The following is a 23306-nucleotide window of genomic DNA, read 5'->3' as shown; positions in this document are numbered from 1 at the left end:
GCGGAGCGGGAACCCGCGGGAACGCCCGCGGGTCCCATGCCGGAGGCTTTACCGCGCCAGGAGCCCCTCCCCGGCCGCCTTCTCCATCGCCTCGGCATCCGCCGGCAGCAGCGTGCGCTCGGCCACCATCCGCTCGGCCGCCGCCGTCACCGCCGCCGCGTAGGCGCCCTCGGTCGGGTAGCGCTCCTCCAGCGAGACCCGCGGGTCGTTCGCGGCCTTGGCCGCCGCCCGCGTCTCGGGGAAGGCGAGGACGCCGCCCTTCTGGTTGCACAGGGTGTCGGCGGCGACGCCGCGGGTCGGGTTCCAGGCGGTGTAGGTCGCCCGCGGCGCCTCGATCAGCGGCAGGCGGATCCCCGCCAGCGTGTTGCCGTCGGGATCGACCTTCGGCAGCAGCACGGGGTAGGTGCCGCGCACCACCGGCGGGTCACCGGGCGCCACCCCGGGTTCCACCCACTGCGCCGGGGTGTAGAGGCCCGTATAGGGCAGGCCGGGGATCGGCGGGTAGAGATGGGCGGGCGCGCCCAGCGTGCCGTCGGCCCGCGACGGATAGCGGCTCGCCGGCGGCGCGACGCCGTCGGTGATCCAGGAGTCGAGTGCGGCGAGGAGGGCGCGGGACGCCGCCCCGGCATGGACCGGGCTCACCGGCAGGGCGCAGCCGGGCACGCTGGCGGTCGTCGCGTCGGGATCCGCGAAGTGCGGTGCACCGGTCACCATGTAGACCCGGACCTCCGGCGGCTGCGGCAGGTCGGCGCCGCGCGTGTCGGTGGTCACGAGCGCGCCGCGGGAGCCCCACAGCTCGTACTCGCTGTCGACATGCATCAGGCGCGGGCAGGTGTTGGTCAGCCGGCAGCGCAGGAACAGGCCGTCGCGCTTGCCCGTGAGCGCATCGGTCGTGGTCGCGTAGGCGAAGGGGAACTGGTCGGCGGGGTAATAGCGGTCGAGATGGGGACCGGGATTGCGGCCGGGCTGGGCGAAGCGGGCATTGGTGAAGCTGCGCCGGCTGCCGGCGATGTGCGGCATCATCCCGTCGAACACCATCCGGCCGCTCTCGTCCTCGTTGAGGCCGAGATAGAGCACGTCGCGCAGGACCCGGCCCGCTTGCGAGATGCCGAAGCCGACCGCCCGGTCGATGGTGCTGCGGCCGTCCCGCGCGAGCGGGTTCCGGTCGCCCGTCTCGTGGCGCAGGAAGGTCGCGACGTCGCGGATCGCCGCGAGACCCAGGCCCATCACTGCCGGGTCGCGGGCGGTGTAGCTCAATTCATAGAGGGCGCTGCCGTCGAAGCCCTTGGGCCGCGTGATCTCGATGCGCTTCGGGTCGAGGTAGCGGAACGACAGGTCGGGAGGCGTGGTGCGCGGATCCTCGGGCTTTGCCCGCACGGTGAGGCGGGCCTTTCCCGGGTCGAGGTCGGCGGCGGGCCAGGTCAGCGGCGCGGCGATCGGCGAGGTGGTGTTCTCGAAGCTCCACTCCTCCCGCGACGGGCCGGTGAGGCCGGCGAGCACCGGCAGGCGGATGCCCATGCCCGCGCCAGTCGTGCCGTTTCCTGGCGCGATGTCGCCCTGCCAGCCGATCCAGGCCAGCGTGTAGCCGCGCGACAGGAGAAAGCCCCGGCCGGCATCGCCCTCCTGTTCGAGCCGGCTCGACGCCGCGGTCGAGGCGCCCTCGAAGAGGGGCCCGATCAGCTTGCGGCCGCGATTGGGGATCTCGACGATCAGGAGCCCGTTGGGGCGCTCGGGGCGCAGCAGCACCACGTCGGCCACCGCCTCGACGCGGCCCGCGGCGTTGCGGGGCGCGAGCGCCAGGTCGGCGATGACGGCGTTGTGCGGGTCGGCGGGATCGAGGGCGATGGTCGCCCGGCCGGTGATTTTTTCCGCCTGGCCGCGCTCGCCGAAGCTGCGCCCCTGCAGGGCGGGTTTTTCCGCCGCGACGGTCTCGAACCGCGTCACCTCCGCGCCGGCCGGCCCGGCGGCGAGGCCGCAGCCGAGCATCGCCAGGGCCATGGCCCTCGGCATTCTGGTCATCGCTGGACTCCCCTGGCGGCGCCACGGACGGGCGCCTTCGGGAGGACAGTAACGGTACGGCATCCGGCATGGAACCGATTCCACCGCCGGGCTGCCCCGCACGCGTCAGGCGGCCAGCACGCTCGCGAGGTAGTGCCGGACGAAGCCGGGCATCCGCGCCGGATCGAGGTCCGCCGCCGCGCGCACCCCGACGATGGCCGACAGCTCCGGCTCCGTTTCTGCCGCGAGGTGGGCTTCTATGCCCGCCCGCACGGCGGCCTCGTCCGCGGCGAGCTGCACCGGGCGCAGCAGGGCCATCAGGCCGCCGTCGCGCACGATCACCCAGCCGGGATCCGGCCCCGCCGGGGCGACGAGGCCGGTCTCCTCCCGCAACTCGCGCAGCGCGCTCGCCGCGAGGTCGACCTCTCCGCCGGGGCCGATATCGGTCGGGTCCGGCGTGCCGCAGGGGAAGTAGACCCGCCCGGCGGCCGCCGTGTGCGGCCCCATCTCGCCGAGGAGGAAAGTGCCGTCCCGGGTGCGCGGCACCGCCGCCGCGAAGACGTTGAGGACGCTGCCGTCCGGGAAGCCCCAGTCCTTGAGAGCGGTGAGGGCGGCGTAGTCGGCCTCGAACAGCTCGGCGTCGAGCACGCCGTCGGTCAGCGTCCAGCGGCGCAGCATCAGCACCGTGCCGTTGAACATCGCCGGGCGGGCCGCCCGCCGCTCGTCCCAATGGGCCATGATGGCGGCCCGGTGGTCGCGGGCCCAGGGCCAGTCATGGGCGACCATCCGGGCCTCGACCCGGCGGGCCGGAGTGAGGGTGAGGCTCATCGGAGGTGCAGCACGCCCTCGGAGACCAGGACGGCGCTGCCGCCGATCTCGGCCGCGCGCAAGGAGCCGTCCTCGATCGTGAGCTGGAGCGCGATCTCGCTCGGCCGGCCCATCTCGAACCCTTGCGCGACGACGATGTCGTGCGTGCCGCTGCCCAAGGGCTCGAACTGCATGAGCGCCCCGGCGAAGGCCGCGACCGCGCCGCCGGTCGCCGGATCCTCGGCGATGCCGGCGGCGGGGGCGAACATCCGGGCCCGGAAGCTGTGGCCCGCCTCCCCGGTCTCGCCGGTATAGAGGAAGACCTTCGCGCCTTGCCCCAGGGCCTGCACCATCGCCTCGGCGCTGGTGCGGGCCCGCGCCAGGGCGTCGAGCCCCTGCACCGGCACGAGGTGGAACGGCGTGCCTGCGCTGTAGCGGCTCGGCCGGTGGCGGGCGAAGCCGATCTCGGACGGCGACAGGCCGAGCGCCCCGGCAAGGACCGTCGCGTCCGGCTCCTCGCCCCAGCTCTCCGGCAGGCGCGGCAGGCGGAAGCGCGCGCGGCCTCTTCCCTCGCCGGTCTCGACCACGCAGGGCACCACGCCGACCTGCTCCTCGAGGCCGAACGCTACCGCGTCGGCGATCTCCGCCCGCCGGTCGCCGAGGGCGAGCAGCACCGCGGTGCCGACGGTCGGGTGGCCCGCGAAGGCGAGCTCCTGGGCCGGCGTGAAGATCCGCAGCCGCGCCCGGTGCCGGGGCTCGGAGGGCGGCAGCACGAACACCGTCTCCGACAGGTTGAACTCGCCGGCGATGGCCTGCATCGCGACATCGTCCAGCCCCTCGGCGTCGAGCACCACCGCCAGCGGGTTGCCGGCCAAAGTGGTGTCGGTGAACACGTCCAGGGTGGCGTATCGGCGTGCGGGCATCCGGGTCTCGTCCTTCCGAAGCTCAGTCGCGCGAGGCAGCACGGATCGGGTCGGCGGTGCAAGTCCCGGGGATCGGGGAACGGTCACGCCGAGGCGTTATGGCATTTTCGCGAAACTGCCATAACGACGCTCGGCCTCCTCGGCGTCGCTCGGCATGGGGACCGTTCGCTGCGTCGAATCGTGCGGCATCGGATCTCCTCTTGCGACGGCTCGTGGCCCGTCGACCGGTATCCCACCCTGCAAGGGCCTTGGTGGATGGTGTAGGCGTGCGACACGATCCGACGGAGCGCCCGCCCTTGCCCCACACCCTGACCCCCGACACCGCCGCCCGCTTCGCCGCCCTCACGCTCGGCCACGTCACCCGGGAATACCCCAACAAGCCGGACCACACGCTCGCCGGCCCGGAGGATGCCCGCACGCCGGCCGCGCTGCACCCGGTCTTCTACGGCAGCTTCGACTGGCATTCCTGCGTCCACGGCTACTGGCTGCTCGCCCGGGTGCTGCGCCGCTTCCCCGACGGGCCGCAGGCGCCGGCGATCGTCGCGCTGTTCGACCGGCAGCTGACCGTCGAGAAGGTCGCGGGCGAGTGCGCCTATCTCGACGCGCCGACGGCGCGGGGGTTCAAGCGGCCCTATGGCTGGGCCTGGGCGCTCAAGCTCGCCGACGAGCTGGCGCAGCTGCCCGAGCCGCGCTGGTCGCGGGCGCTGGCGCCGATGGCGGAGATCTTCGCCCGGCGCTTCCGGGACTTCCTGCCGCTCTCGCCCTATCCGGTTCGGGTCGGCACCCACTTCAACACCGCCTTCGGGTTGCGGATGGCGGCGGATTACGCGGACAGCACGGGGGACGTGGCCCTGACGGCGCTTTTGCGCACCACCGCCGCGCGCTGGTACGGCGCCGATGCCGATTGCCCGGCCTGGGGCGAGCCGGGCGGCGACGACTTCCTGTCGTCCGCGCTGATCGAGGCCGAGTGCCTGCGCCGCCTGATGCCGGCGGACGAATTCCGGCCCTGGTTCGACCGCTTCCTGCCGCGCCTCGCCGAGCGCTCACCCGACACCCTGTTCCGGCCGGCGACCGTCACCGACCGCAGCGACGGCAAGATCGCCCATCTCGACGGGCTCAACCTCAGCCGCGCCTGGTGCCTGCGGGCGCTCGCCGGCGCGCTGCCGGCGGAGGATGCCCGCGTGCCGGTGCTGCGGGAGACGGCGGAGGCGCATCTCGACGCGGCCTTAGCCCACCTCGCCGACGACTACATGGGCGAGCACTGGCTGGCGAGCTTCGCGCTGCTCGCCCTGGAGGCGTGAAGGCTCAGGGCCGGTGCGGCTTGCAAAGATGACACCGCGGGGAGCTGGATCTCTCCTGACCGCGACCTCATCCTGAGAGACTGTTTGGTTGAAACCGACGGAATTGACACCCTCGATGTCATCCCGGGGCCGCGCAGCGGAACCCGGGATCCATAAACGCTGACGATGCAGGATGAAGCGGAACGCTGACCGCCCTGTCAGGCTGTGTCAGCGGTTATGGATCTCGGGTTCTCGGCAAGCCTCGCCCCGGGATGACACGGAGGGTGACAAGACTGTCCGTCGAGTCAGGCAGACTCTCACACCGCCTCGACCGGGAACGTCCGGCTCGGCGCTACGAACTCGTCCTGGGCCGCCACGGTCAGGATCTCCCGGGCGCCGGCCTCCGCGGTGCGGCGCAGGAGGCCGTAGATCGAGGCGGCGGCGGCCCCCAGGGCCTCGCCGGCCGAGCGGCTGCGGGCGTAGTGCACCAGGAACAGGGCCGCGGTGGCATCGCCCGCGCCGTTGACGCTGAGCGACAGCCGCGGGGTGCGCAGGCGCCAGAACTGCCCGTTCGCGCCGGCCAGCATGTCGATGCTGTCGTCGGGCGTCTCCTCGGTGTGGAGCGAGGTCACCAGCACCACCTTCGGCCCGCTCGCCTGCACGGCCGCCACCGCCGCCTTGGCGTCGGCGAGCGTCCGGGTCTCGATCCCGCTCAGGTAATCGAGCTCGAACTGGTTCGGGGTGATGAGGTCGGCCGCCGGCACCGCGTGGTCGCGCATGAATTCCGGGATGCCCGGGCGCACGAACACCCCGCGGCCGGTATCGCCGATCACCGGATCGCAGCAATAGAGCGCCGCGGGGTTGGCCTCCCGCACCCGCGCCACCGCCCGCAGGATCGCGGTGCCGATATCGGCCGAGCCCATGTAGCCCGACAGCACCCCGTCGCAGGTGGGCAGCGCCCCGCGCTCGGCGATGCCCTCGACCAGGTCCTCGATCGCCGGCCCGTCGAACACCCGGCCGCGCCAGGCGCCGTAGCCGGTATGGTTGGAGAACTGCACCGTGTGCACCGCCCAGACCTCGACCCCGAGCCGCTGCATCGGGAAGACCGCCGAGGCGTTGCCGACATGGCCGTAGGCGACGTGGGACTGGATCGACAGGACGTTCATCGCGACACGATCCTCGCGCGGGGGCTACCCAAGGCCCGCACGATTCCCGGATCCGGAGGCGCTTGGCAACAGTCTGGTCTCGGCACCGGAGGTTTCCCGGCAACGGGGCACGCGCGGCGACCGCGCCGGGCGCGCGCCTTCACACGGCGCACACCCCTCTCGCGTAAGGGAGGGGAACGCCCGCCCGGCGCCCCGACTTGTCCCGCAATCCCGCCCCCCTCACGCCCCAAGGCCGCCATGGATTTCGAGAGCTTACGCACCACGGTGCTCGACTTCCTGCGCGACCACCAGGCCTGGGCGCCGGTGATCACCGGGATCATCGCCTTCTGCGAGTCGCTCGTGGTGCTCTCGCTGCTGGTGCCGGCGACCGTGATCCTGATCGGGATCGGGGCGCTGATCGGCTCGGGGGCGATCCCGTTCCTGCCGGTGATGGTCGGGGCGGCGATCGGGGCGATCCTCGGCGACTGGGTCTCCTACGAGATCGGCCGCTACTACAAGGACGGCGCCAAGAAGCTCTGGCCGCTCAGCCGCTACCCGGAGATGGTGCAGAAGGGCGAGACCTTCTGCCAGCGCTGGGGCGCCTGGGCGATCTTCGTCGGCCGCTTCATCGGCCCGGCGCGCGCGGTGGTGCCGCTCGTCGCCGGGGTGGCGCTGCTGCCGCGGTTCTGGTTCCAGCTCGCCAACCTGTCCTCGGCCTTCGTCTGGGCCTTCGTCTGGCTGGCGCCGGGCGCCGGCCTGATCGACTGGCTGCGGCGGACCTGACGAAGCAGCAACCACAATATAGGAAAGCTGTCCGCCCGGCGGAACACCTGGCCCCGACGACGCATTCCGGACGGAAACCTCATGGAATCTTAAGTCGCGGCGGCAGATCTAGTTGGCACGGTCCCGAACGGGACCGTCCCCGGAATAACACGTCCATGCCCGACGCGCCGCCGACCTACCTGCTGCCACGCGCCGCGCCCCTGCGCTGGCTCGTGGATCCGAGCCTCGACCTCCCGGCCGAGTTGCGGATCCGACTCCTCGCGACGCTGATGGCCTCCCCGTCTTCGCTGGTGATCGGCGCGGTGGCGATGCTGATCATCGAGGCCGTGGCGGTGATCCGCCATCCGGGACCGGTCTTCCCGTGCCTGCTGGCAGTGGATGCGGGCCTGCTCCTCCTCCGCCTGGTCCTCGTCGCGCGCAGCCGGCGCGCCGTCGCGGCCGGGCGCCCGGCGCCGACCGACCTCCTGCTCGCCAGCAGCCTGACCTGGGCGGGCCTCGTCGGCATCGCCACCGTGCTGTGCTTCATGAGCGGCGATCCGCTGCTGCAGGTCCTGGCACCGCTGACCATGATGGGCATCCTCGCCGGCATCATCACCCGCAACTACGCCGCGCCGCGCCACGCCCTCGTGATGATCGTGCTGTGCGACCTGCCGCTGAAGCTGATGCTGCCCTTCCATTACGGCGATCCCTGGTTCCTGATCGGGGCGGTGCAGGGCCTGCTCTTCGTGGCCGCGATGCGCGTCACCACGGTGAAGCTCAACCGCACCTACGTCGAGGTGCTGCTCGCCCAGCGGGAGAACCAGCGCCGGGCCACCCACGACGCCCTCACGGGCCTGCGCAACCGCACCGGACTGATGGAGGACCTCGCCGACCGGCTGCGGCGCGGCGATGGCCTCGCCCTGCTCTACCTCGACCTCGACGGCTTCAAGGCGGTCAACGACTGCCTCGGCCACGCCGCCGGCGACGCGCTGCTGGTCGAGGTCGCCGGCCGGATCACCGCCGGGATCCCCGGGGAATGGCGGGCGGCGCGGCTCGGCGGCGACGAATTCGTGATCCTGGCCGCCGGCGACAGGGCCCACGAGGCCGCGATCACCGCGGCCCGCCTGATCGAGGCCGTAAAGGCGCCCTACGCCATCGGGATCGGCGTCGGCCTCAGCGTCGGGATCGGTTGGGCGGCCCCGGGGATGACCCCGGAGGCGCTGCTCGCCGAGGCCGATGCCGCGCTCTACCGCGCCAAGGCCGCCGGCAAGGGCCGCCTGATGACCGCGGGCGCCGGCGCGCCCGGGCCGCGCGCCGCGGCCCGGGTCGGGTGGGCGTGATACGATTTCAGGAAGTAATCTTCCGGAAATCGTATCACTAGCCCGCGCGGCGCCTGAGCGAAGCCGATTTCCGCATTGCGAAGCAATCAGTCGGAAATCGTATGAGACTTCAGCTCATCGCCTTCTTGACGAACCGGTCCTCGACCGTCGTGGCGAGGTCGATCTTGGCGCCCTGCAGGTCGGGATCGAGGGTGCGCACCAGTTCGAGCACGCTCGCCATGCCCTCCTGGGTCGGGATGCCGGTGCGGGAATAGCTCTCGAGCGAGTTCTTCACCGCCTGCACGTAGAGCGGCTTGTCGCCGAAATGATAGGCCGGCGGCACCGTGTCGGCGACCTCCTCCGGCGTCGCGGCGACGATCCACTTCAGCGCCTTGGCGAAGGCGTTGACGACCTTCTGGGTCCCGGCGGCGTGGTGCTCGATCCAGTCCTGCTTGGTGTAGACCACCGCCGCCGGATTCGGACCGCCGAACAGCGCCCGGGTGCCGGCCTCGGTGCGCGTGTCGATGATCACCGTGATGTCGCCGTCGGCCTCGAGCTTGGCGATCACCGGATCGAGATGCGCGATGGCGTCGATCTCGCCCTTCTTCATCGCCGCGATGGCGCCGGCCCCGCCCCCGACCCCGATGAGGGCCGCGTCGCTGGCCTTCAGCCCGGCCTTGATCATCGCGTATTGCGCCGTCAGCGCGGTCGAGGAGCCCGGCGCCGTGACGCCGATCTTGCGGCCCTTGAGGTCGGCGGCCGACTTCACCGTGCCGGCGAGGTCCTTGCGCACCCCGATCACGATGGCGGGGAAGCGGCCGAGCTCGCACACGGCGCGCACGTCCTGGCCCTTGGCCTGCATCCGGATCGTGTGCTCGTAGGCGCCCGTCACCACGTCGACCGAGCCGCCGATCAGCGCCTGGAGCGAGCGCGCGCCGCCGCCGAAATCGTTGATCTCGGCCTCGATCCCCTCCTCCTTGAAGAAGCCCTTCCGCTCGGCGATCGTCAGCGGCAGGTAGTAGAGGAGCGGCTTGCCGCCGACGCCGATGCGGACCTTCACGCTATCGGCCCGGGCGGGCACGGAAGGAGTCAGCGCCAGGGCGGCGGCGCCGGCGAGGAAGCTGCGGCGTTGCATTGGAAATTCCTCCTTTTTGTTGCTCTCCATGCCTGCCGGCGGTGGGAGCGAATGCGATGACCCGCGACGTCGACACCTCACAGGGTCATCCCGGGCTCCGCTGCGCGGCCCCGGAATGACGATGGAGGGTGCTCGGACGCCGCAAAACAGCCTCTCACCCCTGGCCGCCCGCCTGCGGGCGCCAGACCAGGAGGCGGTTCTCGATCAGGGTGACGACCGTGTCGATCACGATGACGAACACGGTCAGGATCAGCATGCCGGCGAACACGCCCGTCACGTCGAACACGCTCTCGGCCTCGTGGATCTTGTAGCCGAGCCCGGCCGAGGAGCCGAGATACTCGCCCACCACCGCCCCGACGAGGGCGAAGCCGACCGCCGTGTGGAGCGAGGAGAACATCCAGGTCAGCGCCGACGGCCAGTAGACGTGGCGGAGCAGGCCCCGCTCGCTCATCCCGAGCATCCGGGCGTTGTTGAGCACCACCGGGCTCACCTCGCGCACGCCCTGGTAGACGTTGAAGAACACGATGAAGAAGACCAGCGTGAAGCCGAGCGCCACCTTCGACCAGATGCCGAGCCCGAACCACAGGGCGAAGATCGGCGCCAGCACCACCCGCGGCAGGGCGTTCGCCGCCTTGATGTAGGGGTCGAACACCGCGGCGAGGAGCGCGTTGCGGGCGAACAGGAACCCGAAGGCGATGCCGCCGAGGGCACCGGTGATGAAGGCCAGCACCGTCTCCTGCAGGGTGATCCAGAGATGGCCCCAGATCTCGGGGTTGGTCATCTCGGTCCAGGTGCGCTTGAGCACCTCGACCGGGGTCGAGAAGAAGAACTGGATCTGCTTCGGGCTGCCGAGGATCGGATAGACGGTGAGCACGTGCCAGATCGCGAGGCCGGTCAGGCCGACGAGGATCTGCAGGGCGAGGAGGCCGAGGCGGTTCACGAGTGGAGTCTCCGATCAGGCGTCACGCGGGACCGCCCGCATAGGCGCGGGAGACCTCGACCCGCAGGCACGACCAGATCTCCTTGTAGAGGGCGTGGAAATGCGGCTCGAGGCGGATCTCGCTGATGTCGCGCGGGCGGGCCAGATCGACCTTGAACTGGCCGACGATGCGGGCGGCGGGACCGGCCGAGAGCACCACCACCCGGTCGGACAGCGCGATCGCCTCCTCGAGGTCGTGGGTCACGAACATCACCGCCTTGCGGTTGGCCGCCCACAGCTCCAGCAGCAGGTTGCCCATGATCTGCCGGGTCTGCGCGTCGAGGGGCCCGAACGGCTCGTCCATCAGCAGGATCTCGGGGTCGCGGATCAGCATCTGGGCGAGCGCCACGCGCTTGCGCTGGCCGCCCGAGAGCATGTGCGGGTAGCGGTCGACGAAGGCCGCGAGCCCGACTTTGGCCAGCCAGTCGCGGGCCCGGGCCAGCGCCTCGGCGCGCGGGACCTTCTGCGGCTCCAGCGCCACCGCGACGTTGTCGAGCGCCGTCTTCCACGGCATCAGGGCGTCGGCCTGGAACAGGTAGCCGGCGCGGGCATTCAGCCCTGAGAGCGCCGAAGAGAATACCGTGACGCTGCCGGACGCCGGCTTCAGCAGGCCGGCGGCGGCGTTGAGCAGGGTCGACTTGCCCGAGCCCGTCGGCCCGACCACCGCCACGAATTCGCCGGGGCTCACGCCGAGGTCGATGCCCTCGACGGCGACGTAGCGTTTGCCGCCCTTCAGGGTGAAGGCGATGCCGACATTCTCCAGCCGCACCGCATCGCCGTGGGCGAGCGCCGTGCCGCCGACGAGGCGCATGCCGGCCCGCCCACCCTTCTGTCCCTCGGCGGCGCGCTGCCCCACCATCGATCTCCCTCCCGTCGCCCGGCCGTCTCGTGCAGCCGTCTCGCGGGGCCGACCATCGGCGAGCGCGCGCGTGAGATCAACCGCTACGTCCGTCGCGGATGCGCGCCGCCTGCGACACGGGCCGCAGGTGACAAGGATGCGCGAAGCTGGTCCGATGACGTTCCCGATTCGGTCCCGCGCAACCCGTCAGACGCAGATCTCCACAGCCTTGTCCGCCGCCCTCGCCCTCTCGCTCCCCGTCGACCGCCGCCAATCGCCGACCGCGCTCAGCGTGCAGCGGGGGGTGCGGCGCCTCTTCGCCGAGCTCGGGCACGTCACGATCCCGGAATTCACCCTGGCCAATGGGCGCCGCGCCGACCTGATCGCCCTGGGGGCCTGCGGCAAGCTGACGATCATCGAGATCAAGTCGAGCGTCGCCGATTTCCGTGCCGACCGGAAATGGCCGGATTACCGCGACTTCTGCGACCGCTTCTACTTCGCGGTGCCCGAGACGCTGCCGGTGGAGATCCTGCCCGAGGAGACCGGGCTCATCGTCGCCGACGCCTTCGGGGCGGAGATCCTGCGCGCGCCGCCGGAGCATCCCCTGGCCGGCGCCCGCCGCAAGGCCGTGACCCTGCGCTTCGCCCATTCGGCGGCGGGCCTGCTCCACGCGCTGGCCGATCCGGGCTCGATCCGCGAGGGCGCGCTGTAGGGGCGCTACAGCACCAGGGTCTCGTCGAACCGGTCCGGCGACAGCGGCAGACGGAACTCGACCGCGAGGCCGCCCTTGAACCGGCGCACCACCCGGGCGGGGGTGCGGCCGACGGTGAGGGCAGATACGAGCGGCAGCTCCGCCTCGCAGGCCAGGGCCGCGCCGGAGAGCGAGACGTCGATGATGCGGGCGATCACCTCGCGTCCGTCGTCGAGCCGCAGGGTGGCGAGGGTCTGGCGCGGCACCACGCGCTCGTGCCGGCGGTCCTCCGGCAGGCCGAGCGCCGCCCGGTTGGCGAGCCAGGTCAGCTGCGAGGCGATCTTGTCGCGCTTGCGCATCGTCGCGCCGATCGCCACCGCGACGCCGTCCGGCAGGAGCCGGGCGATCGTCCCCTCGATCCGCCCGACATGGTCGAGATAGATCACGATGCGCTCGCCGACCGCGCCGCCGACGGCGCAGGCGAGGCGCACCCCGCCGGGGGACATGTCGACGGTCCGGCACGGGTATTCCTGCCGGTCGGCGAGCATGTAGCGCCCGAGCAGGGCCACGGCGACGCGCTGGTGCCGGCGCCGGTCCGGCACCCGCAGGGCGAGGGTCCGCGCGCCCGACGGCGCGGCCCGGTGCGAGAGGCTCGCCCGTTCGCCAGCCATGACGCTCGATCCTCCCGGCGCGAACCGCTTCGCCCGCGGCAGCCTGCACGGAACCGGTTAAGCAATCACAGCCTCGCGCGATGCGCCCGCCTCCGTCTTGCGGGCCGGGCCCCCGCCCCGTAAGCTCAAGTCCCTGTACACAAAGACGAATTAGTGTGATTCCAAAGTACCGATCAGGCATCGCGGCCGGCCCGGGCACGCCCGCGCCGTGACGCAGGCCATCGCGCTCGGCAGCGCCCGCACGCTCCTCGCGGCGTTGCGCCCGCTCCTCCCGTTCTTCTGCCTGTACGTGACCTTCGGGGCCACGCTCGGCTTCCTGTCGGGCGGGGCGCCGCTGATCCTGCGGGCGCGCGGCCTCGACCTCGCGCAGGTCGGGCTCCTGCAGCTCATCAACCTGCCGGTCGGGCTGACCTTCCTGTGGGCGGCCCTGCTCGACCGGGTGCGCCTGCCGTTCCTCGGCCGCCGCCTCGGCTGGATCGTCGCCGCGCAGGGCGCGACGGTCGCGCTGCTGGCTGTCTTGAGCCTCGGCGAGCACTGGCCGCTCCCGGTGCTGCTCGCGCTCGCCATCGCCACCTGCGCCTGCACCGCCACCATGGACATCGCGCTGGAGGCCCTGGTGGTCGAGACGGTGCCGGCGGAGCGGCGGGCCTTCGTCGCCTCGGCCAAGCTCTGCGGCGCCTCGCTCGGGGGGATTCTCGGGGTCGGCGTGCTGGTCGGCTCCTACGACACGATCGGCTGGCCGGCCGCCTTGCTGGCCTGCGCCGGGCTCGACGCGCTCTGCCTCCTGCCGATCCTCGCCTATCCGGAGGCGCGGCTGCAGGGGGCCGGCGGCGTGCCGGAGCGCTGGTCGGGCTCGCTCGAACGCCTGCGGGTGCTCGCCGGCCGCATCGCGGCGCTCGGCGCCTACTTCGCCGCGGCCTACCTGCTGGCCGGGCCCAACACCCTGGCGCTGCTCGATCTCGGGGTGCCGCTCGGCCAGGTCGGCTTCCTCACCGGCACCGTCCTGCCGGCGGTCAACCTGGTGATGGCGCTGTTGGCCGGCGGCCTGGCGGCCCGGTTCGGCACCGTGCGGCTGATCGGCCTCGGCGGGACCGGGGTGCTCCTCGTCGGCGGCCTGATGGCGGCGGCCTGCCTGCTGCGCTCCGAGGGGCTGGCCGTCGCCGCCACGGTCCTGAACTTCGTCTTCGGCGGCTTCCTCGGAGTGCCGGTGTTCAACATGATCTATCGCTGGTCGCAAGGACCGCGGCCCGCCACCGACTACGCGCTCCTGTTCGGCGCCGCCTTCTTCGCCGCGATGCCCTTGCGCGTCGCGAGCCCGGCACTCGCCGGCTGGGCCGGCTGGCCGGGCTACTTCGCCGCCGCGATGCCGCCCTACGCCGCGGCGCTCGCCTGGCTGGCGCTCCAGATCGCCCGCACCCTGCGGGCCGACCGGGCGGGGCCGCGATGAGCGCCGGTCCCGCCGCCGCGATGCCCGACATCGGCGCTCAAGTGGCCGCTCACGTGCCGGCCTCGCTCGGCACCTATCGCGACGGCGTGGCGGCGGAGACCGGCGGGGCGGGGACGCCCCTCGTCGCGTTGCGCGATCCTGCGGTGTTCGACGCCACGCTCGCGGCCTTCGCGGCCGGCCTCGGGGTGAGCCCCGGCACCGCCGACCGGCGGGCGCTGGTCTCGTACTGGAGCCAGTTCTACCTCGCGCCCCTCGCCACCCCGGTGATGACGGCCCTCGTGCGCCTCGGGCGGCCGCTGCCGCTCGCCTTCGCGACGACGAGCCTCGAACTCGACGCAGCCGGCCGCCCGGCCCGCTTCCTGGTGCGGCCCGGGGCCCAGGCGGGAGCCCGCGCCGGGCTCGCCGGGCTCGTCGAGGACCACCTGCGGCCCTTCGTCGAGCTGTGCCGGGCGCAATGCGGCATCGCCCCCCGGGTGATCTGGGGCAACGCCGCGGTGATCCTCGACTACGTCGCCCGCGAGCTCGGCGAGCCCGAGACCCTGGCCCGCCCGGAGGTCGCGACCTGCCTCGGCTGGTGCACCGAGGCCGCCCGCGACGGGGCCGCCTGCACCCTCAGCCCGCTGGCGCAGGCCCTGCGCGACCGGCGCCGGCGCACCTGCTGCCTGCGCCAGCGCCTGCCGGGGGTGGCGTCCTGCGGGGACTTGTGCCCGCTCCGGGAGAGCGGTGGGTGCTGCGGGGGCGACGCGCCCTGCGAGGGCGACGCGCCCTGCGGGGTCACGGATCGATGACGTGCGGCACGAAGCGGGCCCGGTCGGTGGTGATCGGCCCGTCGCCTTCGCGCAGGCACAGGCCCGAGGGCTCGTCGCCGACGATCCAGCTGCCGATCAGCGCGTGGCGCCCCTCGAAGCGCGGCAGCGCGGCGAGGCCCTGGCGGACGAAGCCCTCCGCGCCGTAGGGGCCCTCGACCCGGGCCGCCACCGCGCCCTCGCGCACGACCAGCACGTTGGCGCCCTCCCGGGCGTTGAGCGGCTTCTTGACGAAGCTGTCGCCGAGGATGGCCTTGGCCGGGTCGTCCTCGAAGAAGGCCGGCAGCAGGTTCGGATGGCCCGGCGCCATCGCCCAGAGATGGGCCAGCATCCCCTTGTTGGAGAGCACCGCCTTCCAGGGCGGCTCCAGGAAGCGGGTCGGCGAAGCGGCGACCGCCCGGCCGAACGGATCGGCGAAGATCCACTCCCACGGATAGAGCTTGAACAGGGTCTCGATCGGGTGCCCGGCCTCGTCGACGAACCACCCGCCGGACTCGAGGCCGATCGCCTCGACCGGCAGGAACGGCGCCGCGAGGCCGGCCTGGAGCGCGCAATCCTGCAGGTAGGCGACCGTGCCGCGGTCCTCCGGCGCGTCGGCGAAGCTCGCGAAGGTGAGGCGCCCCGACCCGCCGGTCTCGGCGAGGCGCGCGACCAGCCGCTCGTGCAGGGCGTTGTACTGGTCGCAGCCCGCCGGAAGGCGGCCATGGGCGAGCCCGTCCTCGAGCCAGAGCCACTGGAACACCGCGCTCTCGTAGAGGGCGGTCGGCGTGTCGGCATTGTATTCGAGGAGCTTGGCCGGCCCGCTGCCGGCCCCGCCGTAGCTGAGGTCGAGGCGGCCGTAGAGCGCGGGGTCGCCCCGGCGCCAGCTCGCCCGGATGGCGTCGAAGGCGTGCTCGGGGATCGCCAGGGAGGCGAGGATCGCCTCGTCCTCGACCGCGCGCGCGACGAAGGCGAGGCAGAGCGCGTGCAGGTCGCGGCTCGGTTCCTCGATGTCCTCCTCGATCTCCGCGAGGCTGAAGGCGTAGTAGGCGCTCTCGTCCCAGTAGGGCGCCCCCTCGAAGGAGTGGAAGTGGAAGCCGGCCCGGGCCGCGTGCTCGCGCCAGTCGGGCCGCTCCGCCGTCGCGACGCGGCGCATCAGCCGCCTCCGGTCCCGTGCCCGCTTCCCGCCGCCGCGACCGCCCGCCCGGATCCGCCGAAGCCGCCGCGGGCGATGGTCCGCGGGCTCGAGACGGGGCTGCGGGCGACCGCGGAGGAGACGCGGGCGCCCGAGCCGCCGCCCCCGGGCACGACCCGGGCGCCCGAGCCGGTGCAGTAGCCGCCGGCATACCCGCCGCCATGGCCGGCGTGAGACCGCTCCTCCTCCGGGTCGTGGGCGTAGAGCGGCTGGACCGGCAGGTTCTGCTCGTCCGTCCGCCCCATCATGAAGGCCGACATCAGCGGGAGGGTGCGGCCTTGCGCGTCCGGCGTCACCGTCGCGCCCGGCACGCAGCCGCCGCGTCCGTGGTGGCGCTCGCACTCGGCCAGGGTCTCGTAGCGCGGCGCGCTCGCCGCGTAGGCGGCGCGGGCGGCGGCCTCGGCCTCGGTGCAGGCTTGGGCGCTGCGCACCCGCTCGGCGAGGCAGGCGTCGAGCGTGCGGTAGACCAGCACGTCCTCGTCCCGTTTCGCGCCGGCGAGGCCGGCGAGCGCGAAGGCCCCCGCCCCGGCGCCCGCGACGAGCACCAGGGAGATCGCGGCCGAGCGCTTGGCGCGGCGGGCCGTTTCGTGGGGAGGGACCGTCACGAACTCGCTCACAGGCGCCTCAGGAGGTCATCGAGGCGGCGTTCAGGATGCCGCCGGCGAGCGAGGCGGCCCCGAGCAGGCAGGCCGCCGCCATCCGGTCCTCCTCGATCCGCCGCGACAGGTCCGGCACGACGAGCCGGACCAGCCAGTACACCGCGATCTGCACCACCAGCGCGATGAGGCCCCAGACCAGGCAGTCGAGCACGGAGCCGGCGTTGGTGACCGCCACCGCGAGCGGCAGGGTGAAGCCGACGAGGCTGCCGCCGAGGGCGATCGCGGCGGCCGTCACGTCCCGGCGGATCAGCGCCAGCTCGTTATGCGCCGTGGCGAGGGTGTAGACGACGAGGTAGAGGCCGGTCAGGCCCGCGGCGGTGCCGAGATAGAGCAGGAACTCGGGCAGCCCGGCGATCGACGTCATCAGGTCGATCTCACGCTGTCACCCGGGCCGCTGCGACTGGGAAAAATCTCTGCGAGATGAGCGAGGTGCAAGGCGGAACAAATCCTTCGATCGTCTGATACGATTTCCGACGAATTGCTTCGCAATGCGGAAATCGGCTTCGCTCAGGCGCCGCGCGGGCTGCCATATGATTTCCGGAAGGAATCCTCCGGAAATCATATGGGTGCGATCGATTCGCCCGGCCAGTGTCATCAGTCCCCTCGCCATCGTCAACTCCGCGCCGGCGGCAACGCCGCCACCAGCGCCGTCAGGAAAGCCTGCACCGCGCGGGGCAGGCGCCGGTCGCGCATGGTCTGGACCTCGATGCCCCGCGCCAGGCTGCGGCGGGAGCGGACAGGCAGCACCCGGAACTCGCCCCGCGCGACCTGGCCCTGGAGCGCGACCGAGGACACCAGGGTCAGCCCCCGGGTGCGGCGCAGGAAGGGCAGGACGGAGGAGAGGGTGTTGGCGGTGAGCGCCGGCTCGATCGCGACGCCGTCCGCCGCGCAGGCCGCGTCGAGGATGGTGCGCAAGGTGGTGTCCCGCGGCAGCAACGCCACCGGGTAGGCGGCGAGGTCGGAGAGCCCGATCGGCCCGCCCCCGGCGAGCGGATGGTCGGGCGCGCACAAAGCCACCATGTCGAGGCTGCCGCGATAGGCGACCGCGGTCCCGGTCGAGGGCTCCAGGCTGAAGGTGAGCCCGAGATCGGCGTCGCCCTGGACCACCCGGTGGGTGACCTGGCCCGGCGGCAGCACGGCGAGGTCGAAGCGGATGCCCGGATGGCGGGTGTGGAAGGCGGCCATCGCCTCCGGCACGAGGTCGATGGCGAAGGCCTCGGTGCAGGCGACCCGCACCAGGCCGCGCCACAGCCCCTCCAGCTCCCGGATCTCGGTGACGACCTGCTCGGCGCTCGCGAGCACCTGATGGGCGTGGCGGGCGAGCAGCTCGCCGGCCTGGCTCAGCACCATGCCGCGCGGCCGGCGCTCGAACAGCGGGCAGGCGAGCTCGGCCTCCAGGTTGGCGATCTGCCGGCTGATCGCGGAGGGCGCGACGTTGAGCCGGGCGGAGGCCGCCGCGATCGTGCCCTCGCGGGCGACCGCCAGGAAGTAGCGCAACGCCGTGGTCTGCATCCCGCCCGCATCCCCTGCCTTGCCGTTTCGGCAACGAGCCTATCGACAAATTCGACTTGCTGCGATCGGATCTGCGCAACATTCTGGCAGGGTGAATTTTGCGGCAGTGCAACATGACGGGTCGACGTGCCCGCGCTGTCCACGACGAGGCGGAGCCGACATGCCGACACGGATGATGCCGACACGGATGCCGACACGGATCGAAGCGGGCCGGATGTGCAAAGCGGGGGCGCTGCTCGCCGGCCTCCTCCTCGCCGGAGTCGCGGGCCCGGCGCTGGCGGGCAAGGCCAACGACACCCTGATCTACGCCTCGGACAGCGAGCCGGAGAACCTGAGCCCCTACCACAACAACCTGCGCGAGGGTGTGATCCTCGCCCGCAACGTCTGGGATACTCTCCTCTACCGCGATCCGGCGACCGGCCAGCACCAGCCGATGCTCGCGACCGCCTGGACCTGGGTCGACCCGGTGACGCTCGACCTCACGCTGCGCGACGGCGTGACCTTCCACAACGGCGATCCGCTGACGCCCGAGGACGTCGCCTTCACCTTCAACTACGTGCTGACGCCCGAGGCGAAGATCGTCACCAAGGGCAACGTCGACTGGATGAAGTCGACCGAGGTGACCGGGCCCAACAGCGTCCGGATCCACCTCAAGGCGCCGTTCCCGGCCGCCCTCGAATACCTCTCCGGCCCGACCCCGATCCTGCCCGCCGCCTACTTCAAGAAGGTGGGCCTCGACGGCTTCAGCAAGGCCCCGGTCGGCACCGGCCCCTACCGCATCGTCTCTGTCGAGAGCGGCCGCAGCGTGAAGATGGTGCGCAACGACAAGTACTGGCCGGGCAGCCCGATCGGCAAGGCCAAGATCGGCAAGCTCGAATTCCGGGTCATCCCGGACGCCGACAGCCGCATGGCCGAACTGATGACCGGCGGCGTCGACTGGATCTGGCGCGTGCCGACCGACCAGGCCGAGCAGCTGAAGAACGATCCCACCCTGACCGTGGTCTCCGCCGAGACGATGCGGGTCGGCTACCTGCAATTCGACGTGCAGGGCCGCGCGCAGGAGAACTCTCCGATCAAGGACGTGCGGGTGCGCCAGGCGATCGCCCACGCCATCGACCGCAAGGCGATGGTCGACAACCTGGCACGCGGCGGCGCCCGGGTGATGAACGCCATGTGCTTCATCGAGCAGTTCGGCTGCACCAGCGAGGGCGTGCCCACCTACGCCTACGACCCGGCCAAGGCGCGGGCGCTCCTCAAGGAGGCCGGCTACCCCAACGGCTTCGAGATCGACCTCTCGGCCTATCGCGAGCGCGACTACGCCGAGGCGGTGATCGGCTACCTGCGCGCCGTCGGCATCCGCGCCAAGCTCAACTACCTGCGCTACGCCGCCTTCCGCGACGCGCTCCGGGCCGGCAAGACCTCGATCGGCTACCAGACCTGGGGCTCGTTCTCGATCAACGACGTCTCGGCCTTCACCGGAATCTACTTCCGCGGCGGCGAGGAGGACCTGGCCCGCGATTCCACCGTGATCGCCGACCTCCAGGCCGGCGACACCAGCACCGATCCGGCGACCCGCAAGGCGAAGTACAGGCAAGCCCTGACGCGCATCTCGGCCGAAGCCTACGCGCTGCCGATGTTCTCCTACCCGTCGAACTACGCCTTCAGCGCCGATCTGACCTTCACCGCGCAGACCGACGAGGTGCCGCGCTTCTACGCCGCCTCCTGGAAGAAGTAGGAGGAGGCGCCATGCTGGGCTTCGCGCTGCGGCGCATCCTCGTCGCGGTCGGCGTCGCGCTGACCGTCTCGGTGGCGAGCTTCATGCTCCTCCACCTCTCGGGCGATCTCGCCACCGCGATCGCCGGCCCGGAGGCGACGGGCGAGCAGATCGCGGCGGTCCGCGCGCAGCACGGGCTGGACCAGCCGCTGGTGGTCCAGTTCGGCACCTGGGCCTGGCGGGCGCTCCACTTCGATTTCGGCCGCTCGTTCTACTTCCCCGAGCAGGTGACCGACCTCGTCGCCGCCCGCATGCCGGTGACCCTGACCCTTGGGGTGATCGCGCTCGCCGTCGCGCTCCTAGTGGCGATCCCGCTCGGCGTGCTCGCGGCGTTCTATCGCGACACCTGGCTCGACCGGGCGGCGCTCGCGATCTCGGTGCTGGGCCAGGCGATGCCGAGCTTCTGGTTCGGCCTCACCCTGATCCTGATCTTCTCCGTCAACCTGCGCTGGCTGCCGGTCTCCGGCAACGCGACCTGGAAGCACTTCATCCTGCCGGCGGTGGCGCTCGGCTACTACGCCATGCCGGCGGTGATGCGGCTGACCCGCAACGGCATGCTCGAGGTTTTATCCTCGGACTACGTCCGCACCGCCCGCGCCAAGGGTCTGCCGCAGCGCAAGATCCTGATCCGCCACGCGCTCCGTAACGCCGTGATCCCGGTGATCGCGCTCGCCGCGGTGCAGTTCGGCTTCATGCTCGGCGGCTCGATCGTGATCGAGGCGGTGTTCTCGCTCCAGGGTCTCGGCCAGCTCGCCTGGGAATCGATCGCCCGCAACGACTTCCCCGTGGTCCAGGCGATCGTGCTGGTGCTGGCGATGATCTATATCGGGCTGACGCTGGCCGCCGACCTCCTCAACGCCCTCCTGGATCCGAGGCTGCGCTCATGACGACCCGGCCCGCCTCCCCGCTCGTCCCGGCTTCGGCGCCCGCCGAGATCGTCCTGCCCCCGGCCCGCTCGCCGGCCGCCATCGCGCTCCGGCGCGGCCTGTCCCATGGCGGCTTCCTGATCGGGGCCGGCATCGTCGGGTTCGTCGTGCTGATGGCGCTCGCAGCGCCGCTGATCGCCCCGCACGACCCCTACGCCCAGGACGTGTCGCGCCGGCTGATCCCGCCGTTCTGGCACGCCAAGGGCAGCGTCGAGCACCTCCTCGGCACCGACAAGCTCGGGCGCGACTACTTGAGCCGCCTGATCTACGGCAGTCAGATCTCGCTGCTGATCGGGCTGTCCGCCGCGCTGATCTCGGGGGTGATCGGCACCGCGCTCGGGGTGCTGGCCGGCTATTACGGCGGGCGGGTCGACGCGGTGGTGAGCTACGTCGTCACCACGCGGCTCGCGATGCCGGTGGTGCTGGTGGCGCTCGCCATGGCCTCGCTGGTCGGCGGCTCGCTGAAGGTCGTGGTGCTGGTGCTGGGCTTCCTGCTCTGGGACCGCTTCGCGGTGGTGACGCGGGCCGCGACGAGGCAGGTGCGCAACCAGGACTTCGTCTCCGCCGCGAAGGCCGCGGGCTTCTCCCCGGTGCGGATCCTTGCCCAGGAGATCCTGCCCAACATCCTGAACGCCCTGATCGTCGTCGCGACCCTTGAGATGGCGCACGCGATCCTGCTTGAGGCGGCGCTCTCCTTCCTCGGCCTCGGCGTGCAGCCGCCGCTGCCGTCCTGGGGCCTGATGATCGCCGAGGGCAAGCAGTACATGTTCTTCCAGCCCTGGGTCATCACCATCCCGGGCGTGGCGCTCCTGATCCTGGTGCTGGGCATCAACCTTCTGGGCGACGGGGTGCGCGACATCACCGCTCCGGAAGGCTGGCACTGATCTTTCCTTTCGTCCGCGTAGAAGAAGAGAGAGTTCTCCCATGTCGCGACGCGACGCCATCGGGCTGGCCTACCGGCACTTCGACGACGGCGGCTTCCTCACCGGCTTACGCGAGGCGGTCGCCCTGCCGACCGAGAGCCAGGCCCCGGACCAGGGTGAGGCGCTCGCCGCCTACCTGACCCGCTTCGTCACCCCCCTGGTGGAGCGCCTCGGCTTCCAGACCCGCCTCCTCGACAACCCGAAGTCTGGGCGCGGGCCGTTCCTGATCGCCACGCGGCACGAGGGCGACGACCTGCCGACCGTGCTGACCTACGGCCACGGCGACACGGTGCGGAACTACCCCGAGCAGTGGCGCAAGGGCCTGCATCCCCTCGCCGTCACGGTCGAGGGCGAGCGCTGGTACGGGCGCGGCACCGCCGACAACAAGGGCCAGCACCTCATCAATCTCGGCGCCCTCGAGGCGGTGATGCAGGCCCGCGGCGGCCAGCTCGGCTTCAACGTCAAGCTCCTGGTCGAGATGGGCGAGGAGGCCGGCTCGCCGGGCCTGCACGAGGTCTGCCGCGCGGAGTCCGCTTCGCTCGCCGCCGACCTCCTCATCGCCTCCGACGGGCCGCGGCTGGAGGCGGCGCGGCCGACGATGTTCCTCGGCTCGCGCGGCGGCGTCACCTTCGAATTGCTGGTGAATCTTCGCGAGGGCGGCCACCATTCGGGCAATTGGGGCGGGCTCCTGCGCAATCCCGGTACCGTGCTGGCGAACGCCATCGCGACCCTGGTCGACGGGCAGGGCAAGATCCTCCTCGACGCGTTGCGCCCGCCGCCGATCCCCGCGGGCGTGCGGGCGGCGCTCGCCGACATCACCGTCGGGGGCGATCCGAACGCGCCCGAGATCGACGAGGGCTGGGGCGAGCCGGGCCTGACTCCGGCCGAGCGGGTCTTCGCCTGGAACACCCTCGAGGTGCTGGCCTTCAAGTGCGGCGATCCGGACGGGCCGCAGAACGCGGTGCCGCCCTCCGCCAGGGCGACGCTGCAGCTGCGCTTCGTCGTCGGCACCGACTGGCAGGGCGTGCTGCCGGCGGTCCGTGCCCATCTCGACGCGAACGGTTTCCCGATGGTCGAGGTGCGGGCGACCCGCGGCGAGGTGTTCCGCGCCACCCGCCTGCCGGTCGAGGATCCCTGGGTGACCTGGGCTCTCGCCTCGATCGAGGCCAGCACGGGCAAGCGGCCGGCGCTCCTGCCCAATCTCGGCGGCTCGCTGCCGAACGACGCCTTCTCGGAGATCCTCGGGCTGCCGACGCTCTGGGTGCCGCATTCCTACCCGGCCTGCGCCCAGCACGCGCCGAACGAGCACCTTCTGGGCCCGCCGACCCGCGAGGCGCTGGGGCTGATGGCCGGGCTGTTCTGGGACCTCGGCGAGACCGGGCCGGCGGTGCTGGCGGAGCGCAAGGCGGCGGGGTGAGAACCCCCGCTCGCATCCCGCAACGGAACTGACACCCTCCGGGTCATCCCGGGGCCGCGCAGCGGAACCCGGGATCCATAGCCGCCGACGCCTCAGGATGATGCGGAACGCTGACCGCCT

General features: G+C 72.1%; 22 protein-coding genes. 10 read left to right on the top strand and 12 right to left on the bottom strand.

Going from position 1 to position 23306, the window contains the following annotated elements:
• Nucleotides 1-48 precede the first annotated feature (48 nt).
• From BM430_RS15270 to BM430_RS15260, 3 genes are all read right to left on the bottom strand, one after another.
• A complete protein-coding gene (locus tag BM430_RS15270; protein ID WP_093568116.1) occupies nt 49-2019 on the bottom strand; it encodes an alpha/beta hydrolase domain-containing protein in 1971 nt (656 codons plus the stop codon).
• A 105-nt stretch (nt 2020-2124) separates the two neighbouring features.
• Nucleotides 2125-2826, bottom strand: coding sequence for an NUDIX hydrolase (locus BM430_RS15265; RefSeq protein WP_093568115.1), 702 nt, complete (start codon nt 2824-2826; stop codon nt 2125-2127).
• Nucleotides 2823-3728: a PhzF family phenazine biosynthesis protein gene (locus BM430_RS15260; RefSeq protein WP_093568114.1), complete on the bottom strand. Its 906-nt coding sequence runs from the start codon at nt 3726-3728 to the stop codon at nt 2823-2825. The genes BM430_RS15265 and BM430_RS15260 overlap by 4 nt, the downstream gene beginning before the upstream one ends.
• Nucleotides 3729-4024: 296 nt before the next feature.
• Here BM430_RS15260 and BM430_RS15255 point away from each other — a divergent pair, with 296 nt between their 5' ends.
• On the top strand, nt 4025-5029 hold the full coding sequence (locus BM430_RS15255) for a DUF2891 domain-containing protein (protein WP_244539504.1): 1005 nt from the start codon (nt 4025-4027) through the stop codon (nt 5027-5029).
• A gap of 296 nt (nt 5030-5325) precedes the next feature.
• Here the strand turns inward: BM430_RS15255 and pdxY are convergent, their stop codons facing one another.
• Nucleotides 5326-6174 (bottom strand): pyridoxal kinase PdxY, encoded by an 849-nt coding sequence (gene pdxY, locus BM430_RS15250; protein WP_093568112.1) that lies wholly within the window; start codon nt 6172-6174, stop codon nt 5326-5328.
• Between the two features lie 237 nt (nt 6175-6411).
• Here pdxY and BM430_RS15245 point away from each other — a divergent pair, with 237 nt between their 5' ends.
• Complete coding sequence (locus BM430_RS15245) at nt 6412-6936, top strand: DedA family protein (protein ID WP_093568111.1); 525 nt, start codon at nt 6412-6414, stop codon at nt 6934-6936.
• A 155-nt stretch (nt 6937-7091) separates the two neighbouring features.
• Nucleotides 7092-8255 (top strand): GGDEF domain-containing protein, encoded by a 1164-nt coding sequence (locus tag BM430_RS15240; protein ID WP_093568110.1) that lies wholly within the window; start codon nt 7092-7094, stop codon nt 8253-8255.
• 109 nt (nt 8256-8364) lie between these two features.
• Here BM430_RS15240 and BM430_RS15235 read toward each other — a convergent pair whose 3' ends face one another.
• From BM430_RS15235 to BM430_RS15225, 3 genes are all read right to left on the bottom strand, one after another.
• A complete protein-coding gene (locus tag BM430_RS15235; RefSeq protein ID WP_093568109.1) occupies nt 8365-9369 on the bottom strand; it encodes an ABC transporter substrate-binding protein in 1005 nt (334 codons plus the stop codon).
• Nucleotides 9370-9523: 154 nt separating this feature from the next.
• Nucleotides 9524-10309, bottom strand: a complete 786-nt coding sequence (locus BM430_RS15230; protein ID WP_093568108.1) for an ABC transporter permease — start codon at nt 10307-10309, stop codon at nt 9524-9526.
• 22 nt (nt 10310-10331) lie between these two features.
• A complete protein-coding gene (locus BM430_RS15225; RefSeq protein ID WP_177303059.1) occupies nt 10332-11159 on the bottom strand; it encodes an ABC transporter ATP-binding protein in 828 nt (275 codons plus the stop codon).
• 256 nt (nt 11160-11415) lie between these two features.
• On the opposite strand from BM430_RS15225, the gene BM430_RS15220 reads away from it, so the two are divergent.
• Nucleotides 11416-11898: an MmcB family DNA repair protein gene (locus BM430_RS15220; protein WP_244539503.1), complete on the top strand. Its 483-nt coding sequence runs from the start codon at nt 11416-11418 to the stop codon at nt 11896-11898.
• Between the two features lie 5 nt (nt 11899-11903).
• Here the strand turns inward: BM430_RS15220 and BM430_RS15215 are convergent, their stop codons facing one another.
• Nucleotides 11904-12548 carry a PilZ domain-containing protein gene (locus tag BM430_RS15215; RefSeq protein ID WP_093568105.1) on the bottom strand — a complete coding sequence of 215 codons (645 nt, stop codon included), beginning with the start codon at nt 12546-12548 and terminating at the stop codon, nt 11904-11906.
• Between the two features lie 208 nt (nt 12549-12756).
• Here BM430_RS15215 and BM430_RS15210 point away from each other — a divergent pair, with 208 nt between their 5' ends.
• Together BM430_RS15210 and fhuF are read left to right on the top strand one after the other, a co-directional pair.
• Nucleotides 12757-13995 (top strand): MFS transporter, encoded by a 1239-nt coding sequence (locus tag BM430_RS15210; RefSeq protein ID WP_093568104.1) that lies wholly within the window; start codon nt 12757-12759, stop codon nt 13993-13995.
• A complete protein-coding gene (gene fhuF / locus BM430_RS15205) occupies nt 13992-14783 on the top strand; it encodes a siderophore-iron reductase FhuF (protein WP_244539502.1) in 792 nt (263 codons plus the stop codon). Before BM430_RS15210 ends, fhuF begins: the two co-directional genes overlap by 4 nt.
• Here fhuF and BM430_RS15200 read toward each other — a convergent pair.
• The 4 genes from BM430_RS15200 to BM430_RS15185 all read right to left on the bottom strand — a co-directional run bounded on the left by BM430_RS15200 (nt 14770) and on the right by BM430_RS15185 (nt 18146).
• Nucleotides 14770-15936, bottom strand: coding sequence for a glutathionylspermidine synthase family protein (locus BM430_RS15200; RefSeq protein ID WP_093568103.1), 1167 nt, complete (start codon nt 15934-15936; stop codon nt 14770-14772). The two genes, fhuF and BM430_RS15200, sit on opposite strands and share 14 nt — an antisense overlap.
• Nucleotides 15936-16592 carry a DUF1190 domain-containing protein gene (locus tag BM430_RS15195; RefSeq protein WP_093568102.1) on the bottom strand — a complete coding sequence of 219 codons (657 nt, stop codon included), beginning with the start codon at nt 16590-16592 and terminating at the stop codon, nt 15936-15938. The genes BM430_RS15200 and BM430_RS15195 overlap by 1 nt, the downstream gene beginning before the upstream one ends.
• Nucleotides 16593-16599: 7 nt before the next feature.
• Nucleotides 16600-16998 (bottom strand): DUF350 domain-containing protein, encoded by a 399-nt coding sequence (locus BM430_RS15190; protein WP_093568101.1) that lies wholly within the window; start codon nt 16996-16998, stop codon nt 16600-16602.
• Between the two features lie 248 nt (nt 16999-17246).
• Nucleotides 17247-18146, bottom strand: a complete 900-nt coding sequence (locus BM430_RS15185; RefSeq protein ID WP_093568100.1) for a LysR family transcriptional regulator — start codon at nt 18144-18146, stop codon at nt 17247-17249.
• A gap of 214 nt (nt 18147-18360) precedes the next feature.
• Between BM430_RS15185 and BM430_RS15180 the strand changes: the two genes are divergently transcribed.
• From BM430_RS15180 to BM430_RS15165, 4 genes are read left to right on the top strand one after another with little or no spacing between them, the layout of a single operon-like run.
• A complete protein-coding gene (locus tag BM430_RS15180; RefSeq protein WP_093568168.1) occupies nt 18361-19881 on the top strand; it encodes an ABC transporter substrate-binding protein in 1521 nt (506 codons plus the stop codon).
• Between the two features lie 11 nt (nt 19882-19892).
• On the top strand, nt 19893-20807 hold the full coding sequence (locus BM430_RS15175) for an ABC transporter permease (protein ID WP_093568099.1): 915 nt from the start codon (nt 19893-19895) through the stop codon (nt 20805-20807).
• Nucleotides 20804-21730: an ABC transporter permease gene (locus BM430_RS15170; protein ID WP_093568098.1), complete on the top strand. Its 927-nt coding sequence runs from the start codon at nt 20804-20806 to the stop codon at nt 21728-21730. The genes BM430_RS15175 and BM430_RS15170 overlap by 4 nt, the downstream gene beginning before the upstream one ends.
• Nucleotides 21731-21770: 40 nt before the next feature.
• Complete coding sequence (locus BM430_RS15165; protein ID WP_093568097.1) at nt 21771-23186, top strand: M20 family metallopeptidase; 1416 nt, start codon at nt 21771-21773, stop codon at nt 23184-23186.
• Nucleotides 23187-23306: the final 120 nt, after the last annotated feature.

Source organism: Methylobacterium sp. 174MFSha1.1 (assembly GCF_900116815.1).
GTDB lineage: Bacteria > Pseudomonadota > Alphaproteobacteria > Rhizobiales > Beijerinckiaceae > Methylobacterium.
Note: the sequence above shows the minus strand (reverse complement) of the source record. Positions and strands in the feature narration are given on the sequence as shown.

Excerpts from the sequence above, each read along its gene's own strand:
- BM430_RS15270 (WP_093568116.1), bottom strand. The coding sequence starts at position 2,019 with ATGACCAGAATGCCGAGGGCCATGGCCCTGGCGATGCTCGGCTGCGGC.
- BM430_RS15265 (WP_093568115.1), bottom strand. The coding sequence starts at position 2,826 with ATGAGCCTCACCCTCACTCCGGCCCGCCGGGTCGAGGCCCGGATGGTC.
- BM430_RS15260 (WP_093568114.1), bottom strand. The coding sequence starts at position 3,728 with ATGCCCGCACGCCGATACGCCACCCTGGACGTGTTCACCGACACCACT.
- pdxY (WP_093568112.1), bottom strand. The coding sequence starts at position 6,174 with ATGAACGTCCTGTCGATCCAGTCCCACGTCGCCTACGGCCATGTCGGC.
- BM430_RS15245 (WP_093568111.1), top strand. The coding sequence starts at position 6,412 with ATGGATTTCGAGAGCTTACGCACCACGGTGCTCGACTTCCTGCGCGAC.
- BM430_RS15240 (WP_093568110.1), top strand. The coding sequence starts at position 7,092 with ATGCCCGACGCGCCGCCGACCTACCTGCTGCCACGCGCCGCGCCCCTG.
- BM430_RS15235 (WP_093568109.1), bottom strand. The coding sequence starts at position 9,369 with ATGCAACGCCGCAGCTTCCTCGCCGGCGCCGCCGCCCTGGCGCTGACT.
- BM430_RS15225 (WP_177303059.1), bottom strand. The coding sequence starts at position 11,159 with ATGCGCCTCGTCGGCGGCACGGCGCTCGCCCACGGCGATGCGGTGCGG.
- BM430_RS15215 (WP_093568105.1), bottom strand. The coding sequence starts at position 12,548 with ATGGCTGGCGAACGGGCGAGCCTCTCGCACCGGGCCGCGCCGTCGGGC.
- fhuF (WP_244539502.1), top strand. The coding sequence starts at position 13,992 with ATGAGCGCCGGTCCCGCCGCCGCGATGCCCGACATCGGCGCTCAAGTG.
- BM430_RS15200 (WP_093568103.1), bottom strand. The coding sequence starts at position 15,936 with ATGCGCCGCGTCGCGACGGCGGAGCGGCCCGACTGGCGCGAGCACGCG.
- BM430_RS15190 (WP_093568101.1), bottom strand. The coding sequence starts at position 16,998 with ATGACGTCGATCGCCGGGCTGCCCGAGTTCCTGCTCTATCTCGGCACC.
- BM430_RS15185 (WP_093568100.1), bottom strand. The coding sequence starts at position 18,146 with ATGCAGACCACGGCGTTGCGCTACTTCCTGGCGGTCGCCCGCGAGGGC.
- BM430_RS15180 (WP_093568168.1), top strand. The coding sequence starts at position 18,361 with ATGTGCAAAGCGGGGGCGCTGCTCGCCGGCCTCCTCCTCGCCGGAGTC.
- BM430_RS15175 (WP_093568099.1), top strand. The coding sequence starts at position 19,893 with ATGCTGGGCTTCGCGCTGCGGCGCATCCTCGTCGCGGTCGGCGTCGCG.
- BM430_RS15170 (WP_093568098.1), top strand. The coding sequence starts at position 20,804 with ATGACGACCCGGCCCGCCTCCCCGCTCGTCCCGGCTTCGGCGCCCGCC.
- BM430_RS15165 (WP_093568097.1), top strand. The coding sequence starts at position 21,771 with ATGTCGCGACGCGACGCCATCGGGCTGGCCTACCGGCACTTCGACGAC.